The organism is Pseudomonas sp., assembly GCF_050739655.1.
GTDB lineage: Bacteria > Pseudomonadota > Gammaproteobacteria > Pseudomonadales > Pseudomonadaceae > Aquipseudomonas.
Window position 1 is genome coordinate 1 of sequence record NZ_JBOIBY010000524.1, and the last position, 10,774, is coordinate 10,774.

The window sequence follows — 10,774 nt, forward strand, 5'->3', positions numbered from 1 at the left end:
TCCTACAGGTGTACGCATGACCCATGTAGGAGCTGCCGAAGGCTGCGATCTTTTAGCATTCAATCTGCAAAAAAACCGCCAAGGCGAACACCCTTGGCGGTTTTTTTTAACCCAGGCGGTTTAGAACGCGCCCATGTAATCGCGCTTGCCCACTTCCACGCCATTATGACGCAGCAGCGCATAAGTGGTGGTGACATGGAAGAAGAACTGCGGCAGGCCGTAGGTCAGCAGGTAAGCCTGACCAGAGAAGCGCTTCTCTTTCGGCGTGCCCGGACGGGTGACGATTTCGATGCCTTCCTTGCCGTTGATCTGCTCCGGCTTGATCTCGCCGATGAACGCCAGGACCTTGGCGATCAGTGCTTGCAGCTCAGCAAAAGTGGTTTCGGTGTCGTCGTACTTCGGCAGCTCGATCTCAGCCAGACGCGCGGACACGCCCTTGCTGAAATCAACGGCGATCTGCACCTGGCGCACCAGCGGGAACATGTCCGGGTACAGACGGGCTTGCAGGAAGGCGTTCGGGTCGATGTTCTTGGCGGTGGCGTGGGCCTCGGCCTTTTTCAGCACATCGCTCAGGGCGTTGAGCATTTGCTGGAAAACAGGCACGGAGGCGTCGTACAGGGGAATGGTCATGGCAGTCTCGTTTGATGACAGGTGGGCCGATTATAGCCATGCACGGCCCTGCCGAGACGGCTCTTTTTTATCCGTTCAGCTGTCGTACGCCCTTAGCCGTGGATATCCAGGGGGGCAGCCATAAAGCGACTGATCTGCGAACGCAGCCAGCGCTCTGCCGGGTCATTGTCATGCACCCCACTCCAGGCCATCGACAACTGCGCCGCTTCAATCTCAAACGGCGGATCCTCGGCGCGCAAACCGCACCCTTCCACCAACGCGCAAGCCGCATAATCGGGCACCGTGGCGATCATTTCAGTGCCCGCGAGCAATGCCCGTAAACCACTGAACTGCGGCACGCCCAACACCACCTTGCGACACCGCCCAACCTTGGCCAGATCCAGGTCGATGTTGCCGCTCAGGTCACCGGAAAAAGACACCATCGCATGGGGTCGCGCACAGTATTCGTCCAGCGTCAGCGACCCGGGGCGATCGTCCCCACGCAGCACCTTGCAGGGAATGTCACGCAACTTCTTGCGCTTGGCATTGGCCGGCAGTTCCGTGGTGTAACTCACGCCCACTGAAATTTCCCCCGAAGCCAGCAATGCCGGCATCAACAGATAATTGGCCCGCCGCACCACCACGACAATTCCCGGCGCTTCCTCCTGCAGATGGCGCAACAACGGCGGAAACAAACCGAACTCGGCATCGTCCGACAGCCCGATGCGAAACACATCGCAGCTGGTTGCCGGGTCGAACTCCTTGGCTCGGCTTACCGCACCGGAGATGGTGTCCATCGCCGGTTGCAACTCCTTGAGAATCGCCAGCGCCCGCCCCGTCGGCTCCATGCCACGACCATTGCGCAACAGCAACGGATCGTCGAACAGATCGCGCAAACGCCCCAGCGCCGCACTCACGGCCGGTTGGCCCATGAACAGTTTCTCCGCAACGCGGGTCAGGTTCTTTTCGAACATCAGCGCTTCGAAAATCACCAGCAGGTTCATGTCGACGCGGCGCAGGTCGTTTCGGTTCATAGGCACGGTTTCCTTGTGAATTCAGTCAGACGCGAATGTGGCAATTGTGTCTGACTTTTCTCAAGACTTCCCGCGCATCAGGAGGAATTAACAACGTTTAACTCGTCAGTCTTTGAGTGTCACACAACAATGAAAACCTCTGCGAAGCGCTGTTTTTATCCAGAGGGATTGGGCTGGACCACGTTGCAGGGTCTACGGTGCAGTACGCCAGCGCATTCCCACCGACACGGACATTGGCCATGGCTCATTCACTACAAACCGTCGCCCCTGCCAGCGAACCGCACAAATCCGGCACCGGCGGCCTAAGCCCGCAGCGCGAACGGTTGGTCAAGCAACTGATTCTCGAATGCCTTGGCCAATCACTGGAAGTGACCGACCTGGCCCGGGCCTGCTCCTTGTCGCGCAGTCATTTCTCCCGCGCCTTCAAATGCAGCACCGGTCTCTCGCCCCAGGACTGGATTCGTCAGCAACGTATCGCCCGCGCCAAACAGCTGATCCAGCACACCGACCTGAGCCTGACGCAAATCAGCCTGGAGTGCGGCTTCTGCGACCAGGCGCATTTCTGCCACATGTTTACCCGCAGCGAAGGAATCAATCCGTTTGCCTGGCGGTGTCGGGCAACGAAGCCTCGATCTCTTGCGCCACCAGGCTTTCAAGCCGCCTCATATTACGATCACGAATCCCTTGCTCTTTGAGCATGGTCACCGTACGAAACAAGTATTGCGCCGCCGACCCCCAATGTCCCGCTGCTCGGGCCAGAACCCTGGCGACCGCGTCCATCGGCAACTTGCCGGCATAAGCCTTGCCATCCCGTGCAGCGACAAAAGCCAATGCGCGCAATGGTCCGGATTCGGTTTTCACCGTTATCCAGCGCGCCACGTTGGTTGGCGGATTGGCATCGATTTCCCGTGCCAACAACAGCGCAATCTGTTTGAAGTGGTCCTGCGCCGGTAGGCGGTAAGCCAAGCCCTGGCAACTGCCGCCACGGTCGAGGGCAAGCATCAGCGCTGGCAATTCGCGGGTGCCGCGCCACCGTGTCAGCGTCAGGCAGAACGAGCGATGCCAGCCAAATGCAGTGGCGCTGCGGCGCTCCTCGAATTCGAACTCCGGATTCCAGATCAGCGAACCGTAGGCGAATACCCACAACTCCCGTGGCGTGTATTCACGCAAAAGGGTTTCGACCATGACATCGAATTCTGCTGGCGTGTGTTCGGTGGTGCCCGGTTCCGGACCAGGGTCTGGCTCAAACCGTTCGACGTGGGCGACCAGTTCCGCCGTGAGGTTTCTCCTGCTGGATTGCCGGGGTTTGCGTGCGTCCATATCCGCCTCTCAATATGGATCCGACTCGAACATAAAAGCCTAGCAGCGCACGCCAGATTGTCCCGTGTTACATGCCGAACGCTACTGCACCCTGCTGCTCAATCCATACAACTGCGGCTGTCGGTCCCGATGCAGGTCATTGCGTTCACTGATGCGCTTGTTACGCGCTTCGACAAGGTTCAGTGAGGCCAGCAATATCTGCTCGCCGCCCTGTTCCGCCGGCCCTGCCAGTGGATAACCATCGGCATCGACAATCACCGAGCCCTGCACCCAGCTCACACCACGCTCGTGGCCATAACGGTCACACGCAGCGATGAACATCCGGTTCACCGAAGCATTGGCCTGCACCCGCAAGACCTCCGCCGGGCGCTCGGTTTGCGGGCGCGGGCCATCAGGCCAGTTGACGGGCGCACACAGCAGATCGGCACCGGCCAGCGCCGGAAGTCGCACCCACTCGGGGAACTCCAGGTCGTAGCAGATCAGCATGCCGATACGCCCGTGGATCGTTTCGATCACCGGTGGCGCTGCATCACCGGCGTTAAAAATGGCTTTCTCGGCATCCCACAGATGCACCTTGCGGTACACCGCCCGCAGCCCTTGCGCATCGATCATCGCTGCGCTGTTGGCCAGTTCATCGCCGTCCAGCCGTTCGCAGAAACCGCCCACCACAACGATGTTCAATTCCTGAGCCAACGCTTGCCACAGGCGCAGCGTCGGACCCTCTTGGGTTTCGGCCAGCACCAGCGCTTCGTTGCGGTCAGCGAACAGATAACCGCTTTGCACCAATTCCGGCAGCACCACGATCTGTGCACCCTGCAACGCCGCTGAACGAATGGCCCGTTCGGTGAGCGTGCGGTTGTAAGCGAGGTCGCCGATTTTCGGTGCCAGTTGGCAACAGGCGACCACGGTGTTTTTTACGTTGTTCAACGAACTGTCTCCGCCGATTGATGAGCCATGGCGACGATGTCGCTCTCGGTAACCGAATCAATCACCCGCCGTTCGGCATCCAGGTCAAGCGAACGGCTGAGGATGTAATACGTCAGGCCCGACACCACCAACCCCACCAGCCACGCGATATCGACGCCTTCGAGCATGCGTGCCATCGGGCCGACGAACACTTCTTTACCGGCGCTGGCGTCGAAGATGTAGAAGAACGGCACCATGGCCGCGAAGCCGATCAGGTACGAGACGATGCCGCGAAACTGCCAGGCACCGTAGATGCCATTGGGTGTGAAGAAGTGCGCGATCGCGTAGCGGCCTTTGCGCACGAAGAAGTAGTCCACCAGGTTGACGGCGGTCCACGGCACAAGGAAGTACAGGAGCAATACCAGAAAGGTATTGAGCAGCGCGATGCCGTCACCTTTGATCGACAAAACGCAGGTCAACAGAATGACGCTGATCGCACTGATCGACAGTACGCGGGCACGGGGCGTCGGGGTGATTTTCTTGATCGAATCAGCACCGGTCAGCAAGGTCAGCATGGCGCTGTAGGTGTTGAGCGCGATGATCGGCAGGAACCCCGCCACCGATACGATCACCAGCACATTGCCCAGCCCCGGAATCATCGATGAGCCAACCTGATTCAGCGCCACCAGCGCATCGGCAGCCTTGAGTTCCTGGGCGAGCCAGGCGCCGAGGCCGATCATCCAGCTACCCGACAACGAAGCACCGATGAACACCGCCGCGATCAGTTTCGGCCGGTTGGTGTTTTTTGGCAGATAACGGGAATAGTCGGAAACGTAAGGCGCATAGGAAATGTTGTAGCTCGCGCCAATGGCAAACAGCGTGGCGAAGGCAATCCAGCTGAAACCCAGCTCGGTCGCCGGTGCTGCACCTTCGGAACCCACGCCGAACATCAGGGCGATCGTCACCAGCGCATACAACGGCAAGGTCACCAGCAACGCCCACTTGAAGGCCTTGTGCATGAGGTCATGGCCGTAGATCGACAGGAGCGCGCCGATCAACACCACGGCCACCGCCACGATGGTCGGGTCAACACCAAACACATGCTCCAGTCCGTTCATGATCAACGAGATGTTCACCACGTTGAAACCGACGAACACAAACATCGTCGCCAGCAACGCGAGGATCACCCCACGATAGCCAAACTGGGCACGGGACTGGATCATCTGCGGCAGGCCCATTTCCGGGCCTTGTGAGCCATGGAAAGCCATGAAGATAGTGCCGAACATGATACCCAGCGCGCCGGCCAGCATGGTCCACAACGCGGACAAGCCCAGGCTGGGGCCGACAAAACCAATGGAAATGGTGAAGAAGTGAAAGTTGCCGAGAAACCAGAACGGCCCCTGGCTGCTGAGTTTGGCGTGACGCTCATTTTCCGGGATGTAGTCGATCGAGTGGCCTTCGATGGCCAACCCGCCGCTCACCTCGGTGGCATGGGCAGAAACTGGGGACCCTGACATACGATGGTTCCTATGCAGTTGATTATTTTTGTTTTGAGCGCAGCGGTCGTTTCGACATCCGGATCAGCTGAAACTCCAGAAAAAGCTAACGATGACGCTGGTTTCCCTGCAATGTATGGCGAAGGCCTGCACCATAAAATATCTCAGACGCACTGTTCACATAGATCGGCGTCTATGTAATCGAATAACGGGAGCCCCATGCTGGGATCTGTCACGGAGCTGGATCTGCGCTTGATCCGGGTATTTCTGACCGTCGTCGAAGCGGGCGGGATATCGGCGGCGCAAACCGCGCTCAACACCACGCAACCGACCATCAGCGCGCAACTGGCGACGCTGGAGGCACGGGTGGGTTTTCGCCTGTGTGAACGGGGTCGCGGTGGTTTTTCGGTAACGCCCAAGGGCATTCAGTTTGTCGAAGCGGCCCGGCGCCTGCTCGCGGCAGCCGAGGGCTTTCGGGTCGAGGTCCAGCACATCAACCGTAAAGTCTCGGGCAACCTCAACATCGGCCTACTGGGGCAGATCGATCCGGTGGCGAACAAAAAAATCGGCCTGGCGATTGCTCGCCTGAGGGCTCGGCATGAAGGGCTGTACTTTCACTTCACCGAACTGTCGTCGTCGCTACTCGAAGAGAAAATCATCAACAGCCATATCGACCTGGCCATCGGGTACTTCTGGCACCGCTTGCCCAACATCGATTATTTCCCGCTTTTCCAGGAAACCCAGATCGCCTATTGCGCGCCCTCGCACCCGCTGTTCGAACAGGTGGGCGCTTTGACCCGCGAGGACGTCAGCCAGTATGACTGGGTCTGGCCCAGCCACCCTTTACCGGAAATGCCGGCCCCCACCTCCATCGAGCGCCTGACAGTGCTCACCGACAGCATGGACGGTGCTGCCCTGTTGATTCTGTCGGGTCAGCACCTGGGGTTTCTGCCGCAGCACTATGCCGCTCGACATGAACAGCTGGGGCAATTGCATCCGCTTAATCCGCAGTTGTTGCGTTATGAGGTGGGGTTCCACGCGGCGGTCAGGCATTCGGCGCGGCAGCGGGATTTGGTGAGTGCGTTTTTGAATGAGCTGATCGATATCTTCGGCTCGCTATGAAATAACCTCCTGTACTGATCGTTCCCACGCTCTGCGTGGGAATGCCTCAACGGACGCTCCGCGTTCGGCTCTTGATTGGGACGCAGAGCGTCCCGGGCTGCATTCCCACGCGGAGCGTGGGAACGATCAACTCCCACAGTGATTGTGGTGGTTTCAGAGGCGAATTTGGCTGGTCGGAATGACATCGATCCGCGCCACCGAACTGCTCAGGTCTGCCCAATCGCGATTGTGTTCAACGATGATGTCTTCGGCCTTCTCATTGCCATTATCGACAGTGGAGTGCGCGTCGGCGGCCAGCACCACGTCGTAGCCCATTTGGTGCGCCTGACGCAGGGTTGCGTTGACGCAGTAATCGGTTTGCAGACCGCAGATGACCAGGCGTTCAAAGTCCTGCACCGGCAGCAACTGTGGCAGGTTGGTCTGATAGAACGAATCGCCGGTAGTCTTGCGTACGCGGTGATCCGTGGGCGAGGTTTGCAGCCCTTCGGCCAGTTGCCAGCCCGGGGCGCCATGCTTGAACAGTTCGCCTTCTTCTTCGTGCTGGATCAGCACCACCGGAATCCCGGCGCTACGAGCTTTGGCGCTCAGGCCGTTGATGGTGTCGATGACCCGTTTGATCTCATGGCACTCGTACTCGCCGGTGCACAGGGCTTGTTGAACATCGATGATGAGTAGCGCGGTCTTCATGGTCCTTCCTTGAGCAGTGGACGAATCAGGGGACGAACATAAGCCCGTCCCCTTTCAAACACAACCGTCAGTAACCCAGCGACAACCCGGTATTACGTCGTGGATCGTTGGCGCCGTAGAAGCGGTTCTTGCCCACCGGTTTGCCATCCAGGGACGGCGCGCCGACCAGGATCGCCGCCAGGTGATTGGCATCCTGGGGTCCGGCGAACTTGTGGCCCCAGCTTTCGAGGATCTTCACCGTGTCGGGGCTGGTCGTGAAGGCCTCCAGGTTGGTTTCCTCCGGCAGCCATTGCTGGTGGAAGCGCGGCGCATCAACTGCTTCCTGGATGTTCATGCCGTAGTCGATGACGTTGAGCATGGTCTGCAGGGTTGCGGTGATGATGCGGCTGCCACCGGGGGTACCCACGACCATCACCACTTTGCCGTCCTTGGTCACGATGGTCGGGCTCATGGACGACAGCGGTGCCTTGCCGGGCGCGATGGCGTTGGCTTCGCCCTGCACCAGACCGTACATGTTCGGCACGCCGACCTTGGAGGTGAAGTCGTCCATCTCGTCGTTGAGGATAACCCCGGTCTTGCTGGCCATGACACCGGCGCCAAACCAGTCGTTGAGGGTGTAGGTCACCGACACCGCGTTACCCCATTTGTCGACGATGGAGTAATGGGTGGTGTTGCTGCCTTCGTGGGGCGCTACGCCAGGTTTGAGGTCCTTGGAGATGCCGGCTTTTTGTGGATTGATCGCTTCACGGAGTTTGGTCGCGTAGTTTTTATCCAGCAGATGAGCAATCGGGTTTTTCACGAAGTCCGGATCGCCGAGGTAGCTGTTACGGTCTACGTAGGCATGGCGCATCGCTTCGATCTGGTAGTGCATGCCCTGGGCCGAATGGTAGCCCAGGTCCTTCATCGGATAGCCTTCGAGAATGTTCATGATCTGGCAGATCACCACACCGCCGGAGCTCGGTGGCGGTGCCGAAACCACGTGGTAGCCGCGGTAGTCACACTCGATTGGCGCCAGTTCACGGGTCTTGTATTTGTCGAGATCGGCCTGGGTAATGATGCCCTTGTTGGCCTGGCTGGACGTGACGATGGCATCGGCGACCCAGCCTTTGTAGAAACCGTCAGCGCCCTTCTCGGAGATTTCCCGCAGAGTTTTGCTCAGGTCCTTTTGAACCAGTTTCTGCCCGACCTGCATGGGCTCGCCATTGCTGAGGAAGATCGAGCCGGAGTCCTTCATGTCCTTCTTGAACACGTCGGTGGCGTACTCCAGCAATTCGACATCGCCCTGTTCCAGCACGAAACCGTCTTCGGCGAGTTTGATCGCCGGGGCGATCACCTCCTTGCGCGGTTTGGTGCCGTATTTGCTCAGGGCCAGTTCCATGCCGGACACGGTGCCCGGCACGCCGACGGCCAAGTGGCCACGGGTACTCAGGTCCGGCACGACGTTGCCATCTTTGTCGAGGTACATGTTGGCGGTAGCGGCCAGTGGCGCCTTTTCACGGAAGTCGAGGAAGGTCTTGCGCCCATCGGCCAATTGAATGGTCATGAAACCACCCCCTCCCAGGTTACCCGCCGCCGGGTATACCACCGCCAGCGCATAACCCACCGCCACAGCGGCGTCGACGGCGTTACCACCGTTCTTCAGCACATCCACGCCCACATGGCTGGCCAAGTGTTGGGCGGTCACCACCATGCCGTTTTCGGCGGCGACCGGCGCCACGGAGGCCGCATGGGCAGTCAGGCAGCTGAGCGCCAAGGAGGTCGCAATCAGCGATTTGGCAAAAGGTTCGTACTTCCTAGTCGGTCTCTTCTTCTTATTAAACGGAACGATACCAAAGCAGTAGGCAAGTATGGTCGGGATTCCGTTTTGCGCCTCCCCGGTGAAGCAGTATCCTTAACGTCTGTTCAACAATTGGGCGCCGTCTGCAGCATGACTTATACCTGGACCACCATGGCCTCCCCGGTCGGCGAGTTGAAGCTGGTTGCGAACGGTTCGAGACTGGCAGCCATCCTCTGGGAAAACGATAAACCCGGTCGGGTGCGATTGGGGCCGATGAACGAGGCTGCCGATAATCCGATACTGGTTCGTACCGTCCAGCAGTTGAAGGAATACTTCGCCGGCACCCGGCAGCGCTTTGATCTGGAGCTGGATTTTGCCGGCTCGCCCTTCCAGAAGCAGGTCTGGGCGGCGTTGCTGACCATTCCGTTCGGCGAGACCCGCAGCTACAGCCAGATCGCCGAACAGATCGGCAACCCGAGCGCGGTGCGGGCAGTGGGTGCGGCGAACGGCAGGAACCCGTTATCGATCGTTGCGCCGTGTCATCGGGTGATCGGCGCGTCGGGAAAACTCACCGGGTTTGCCGGGGGGCTTGAAGCGAAGGAAACGTTGTTGACCCTCGAAGGCGGCCATTGGCCCGGAACACCACGCCTCGAAGGCTTCTGATACCCCTGTAGGAGCTGCCGAAGGCTGCGATCTTTTGATCTTGTTTTTAAAAATCAAAGTCAAAAGATCGCAGCCTTCGGCAGCTCCTACAGGGACTGGGTCAGGCCAGTAGCTGCGCTTTGTATTCCTTCTCGTACTGGGTCGCCAGCGACTCTTTCTGTTTGTCGTCGAGCAATTTCCCAGCCATCTGGAAGAACTTCTGCTCTTCCTCCTTGAGATGGTGGTGAACTTTTTCCGACAGCTTCTTCGCGGTTGCCAGCCAGGCCGGGCTGGACATCTCGGTCTCGTCCAGCTCCTCCATCATTTCGTCCATTTCGTGATGCTCGGCAATTGCATGGCGACTGAGGTCGACGCCGTTGTCAAACTCCATCAGCGGAATATAGAAATGCCGCTCTTCAGCGGTTTCATGGGCCTGCAATTCTGACTTGAGCTGCTTGTAGGCCTCGACCCGTTCAGGGTTGTCGCCGCTGGTGTGGATCAGGGCTTTGGCATAGGTACGCTGGCGCTCATGGCTTTCGCGCAAGGCTTCGAAAATGTTCACGGCGGGTCCTCATCGGTCGCACTCTGCAATGGCGCGTCACAAGGAATGACATCTGCGCGCTGGCGGCAGTTCCGTCCGCGTCATGGTGATGGATCATTGGCAGCGACCACGATAGGCTGTGGTTTCAACGCCATAAGGATATAGCCATGACCCTGCGAATAGAGTTTTCGCCAACGCCCACCGAAGAAGAACGCCAGGCCATTTTGCTGCCGCTGCGGGCCTACAATGCCTCCAAGGCCGAGGGCGCCGTGCCCGAGAACATTGCCTTACTGGTACGCGACGACAAAGACCAAATCGTCGGCGGGCTCTATGCCCGGTTGTTTTATCAGTGGCTGTTCATCGATCTGTTGTCTGTGCCGGAACAGGCCCGGGGACAAGGCATGGGGACGAAGCTGATGCAGATGGCCGAAGACCTGGCGCGGGAAAGAAAATGCATCGGACTGTGGCTCGATACCTTCGAATTCCAGGCACCGGAGTTTTACAGGAAACAGGGCTACAGCGAGATCGGCCACATCGCTGACTACCCGCCGGGAAACAAGCATTTCTTCTTCCAGAAACGCCTGGCCTATTGATCAATACTCGGCCCCCTGTAGGAGCTGCCGCAGGCTGCGATCTTTTG

12 protein-coding genes are annotated in these 10,774 nt (G+C 58.9%); 4 read left to right on the forward strand and 8 right to left on the reverse strand.

From position 1 onward, the window contains the following. Window positions 1-120: 120 nt before the first annotated feature. Window positions 121-630 carry a DUF1993 domain-containing protein gene (locus ACRESJ_RS24925; RefSeq protein WP_431760283.1) on the reverse strand — a complete coding sequence of 170 codons (510 nt, stop codon included), beginning with the start codon at window positions 628-630 and terminating at the stop codon, window positions 121-123. 92 nt (window positions 631-722) lie between these two features. Beyond that, window positions 723-1,643: a LysR substrate-binding domain-containing protein gene (locus tag ACRESJ_RS24930; RefSeq protein ID WP_431760284.1), complete on the reverse strand. Its 921-nt coding sequence runs from the start codon at window positions 1,641-1,643 to the stop codon at window positions 723-725. Between the two features lie 239 nt (window positions 1,644-1,882). On the opposite strand from ACRESJ_RS24930, the gene ACRESJ_RS24935 reads away from it, so the two are divergent. After that, a complete protein-coding gene (locus ACRESJ_RS24935) occupies window positions 1,883-2,338 on the forward strand; it encodes a helix-turn-helix domain-containing protein (protein ID WP_431760285.1) in 456 nt (151 codons plus the stop codon). On the opposite strand, the gene ACRESJ_RS24940 is transcribed toward ACRESJ_RS24935, so the two are convergent. The 3 genes from ACRESJ_RS24940 to ACRESJ_RS24950 all read right to left on the reverse strand — a co-directional run bounded on the left by ACRESJ_RS24940 (window position 2,235) and on the right by ACRESJ_RS24950 (window position 5,386). Further along, complete coding sequence (locus tag ACRESJ_RS24940; protein WP_431760286.1) at window positions 2,235-2,963, reverse strand: gamma-glutamylcyclotransferase; 729 nt, start codon at window positions 2,961-2,963, stop codon at window positions 2,235-2,237. The genes ACRESJ_RS24935 and ACRESJ_RS24940 overlap by 104 nt on opposite strands. Before the next feature lie 81 nt (window positions 2,964-3,044). Beyond that, on the reverse strand, window positions 3,045-3,890 hold the full coding sequence (locus ACRESJ_RS24945) for a nitrilase family protein (protein WP_431760287.1): 846 nt from the start codon (window positions 3,888-3,890) through the stop codon (window positions 3,045-3,047). Then, complete coding sequence (locus tag ACRESJ_RS24950; protein ID WP_431760288.1) at window positions 3,887-5,386, reverse strand: purine-cytosine permease family protein; 1,500 nt, start codon at window positions 5,384-5,386, stop codon at window positions 3,887-3,889. The genes ACRESJ_RS24945 and ACRESJ_RS24950 overlap by 4 nt, the downstream gene beginning before the upstream one ends. Before the next feature lie 198 nt (window positions 5,387-5,584). Between ACRESJ_RS24950 and ACRESJ_RS24955 the strand changes: the two genes are divergently transcribed. Next, window positions 5,585-6,487 (forward strand): LysR family transcriptional regulator, encoded by a 903-nt coding sequence (locus ACRESJ_RS24955; protein WP_431760289.1) that lies wholly within the window; start codon window positions 5,585-5,587, stop codon window positions 6,485-6,487. A gap of 153 nt (window positions 6,488-6,640) precedes the next feature. On the opposite strand, the gene ACRESJ_RS24960 is transcribed toward ACRESJ_RS24955, so the two are convergent. Further along, the gene (locus tag ACRESJ_RS24960; protein WP_431760290.1) at window positions 6,641-7,174 is read right to left on the reverse strand and encodes a cysteine hydrolase family protein; all 534 of its coding nucleotides are present in this window, start codon (window positions 7,172-7,174) and stop codon (window positions 6,641-6,643) included. 67 nt (window positions 7,175-7,241) lie between these two features. Beyond that, the gene (gene ggt, locus ACRESJ_RS24965) at window positions 7,242-9,002 is read right to left on the reverse strand and encodes a gamma-glutamyltransferase (RefSeq protein ID WP_431760294.1); all 1,761 of its coding nucleotides are present in this window, start codon (window positions 9,000-9,002) and stop codon (window positions 7,242-7,244) included. A gap of 99 nt (window positions 9,003-9,101) precedes the next feature. Between ggt and ACRESJ_RS24970 the strand changes: the two genes are divergently transcribed. Then, window positions 9,102-9,614, forward strand: coding sequence for a methylated-DNA--[protein]-cysteine S-methyltransferase (locus tag ACRESJ_RS24970; RefSeq protein ID WP_431760291.1), 513 nt, complete (start codon window positions 9,102-9,104; stop codon window positions 9,612-9,614). A 100-nt stretch (window positions 9,615-9,714) separates the two neighbouring features. On the opposite strand, the gene ACRESJ_RS24975 is transcribed toward ACRESJ_RS24970, so the two are convergent. Then, window positions 9,715-10,155 (reverse strand): hemerythrin domain-containing protein, encoded by a 441-nt coding sequence (locus tag ACRESJ_RS24975; protein ID WP_431760292.1) that lies wholly within the window; start codon window positions 10,153-10,155, stop codon window positions 9,715-9,717. Between the two features lie 146 nt (window positions 10,156-10,301). Here ACRESJ_RS24975 and ACRESJ_RS24980 point away from each other — a divergent pair, with 146 nt between their 5' ends. Continuing rightward, the gene (locus ACRESJ_RS24980) at window positions 10,302-10,727 is read left to right on the forward strand and encodes a GNAT family N-acetyltransferase (RefSeq protein ID WP_431760293.1); all 426 of its coding nucleotides are present in this window, start codon (window positions 10,302-10,304) and stop codon (window positions 10,725-10,727) included. Window positions 10,728-10,774 lie beyond the last annotated feature (47 nt).

What these genes read in the sequence shown, in the direction of transcription:
- ACRESJ_RS24925 (WP_431760283.1), bottom strand. Translation starts at nt 630, where the DNA reads ATGACCATTCCCCTGTACGACGCCTCCGTGCCTGTTTTCCAGCAAATG.
- ACRESJ_RS24930 (WP_431760284.1), bottom strand. Translation starts at nt 1,643, where the DNA reads ATGAACCGAAACGACCTGCGCCGCGTCGACATGAACCTGCTGGTGATT.
- ACRESJ_RS24935 (WP_431760285.1), top strand. Translation starts at nt 1,883, where the DNA reads ATGGCTCATTCACTACAAACCGTCGCCCCTGCCAGCGAACCGCACAAA.
- ACRESJ_RS24940 (WP_431760286.1), bottom strand. Translation starts at nt 2,963, where the DNA reads ATGGACGCACGCAAACCCCGGCAATCCAGCAGGAGAAACCTCACGGCG.
- ACRESJ_RS24950 (WP_431760288.1), bottom strand. Translation starts at nt 5,386, where the DNA reads ATGTCAGGGTCCCCAGTTTCTGCCCATGCCACCGAGGTGAGCGGCGGG.
- ACRESJ_RS24955 (WP_431760289.1), top strand. Translation starts at nt 5,585, where the DNA reads ATGCTGGGATCTGTCACGGAGCTGGATCTGCGCTTGATCCGGGTATTT.
- ACRESJ_RS24960 (WP_431760290.1), bottom strand. Translation starts at nt 7,174, where the DNA reads ATGAAGACCGCGCTACTCATCATCGATGTTCAACAAGCCCTGTGCACC.
- ACRESJ_RS24970 (WP_431760291.1), top strand. Translation starts at nt 9,102, where the DNA reads ATGACTTATACCTGGACCACCATGGCCTCCCCGGTCGGCGAGTTGAAG.
- ACRESJ_RS24980 (WP_431760293.1), top strand. Translation starts at nt 10,302, where the DNA reads ATGACCCTGCGAATAGAGTTTTCGCCAACGCCCACCGAAGAAGAACGC.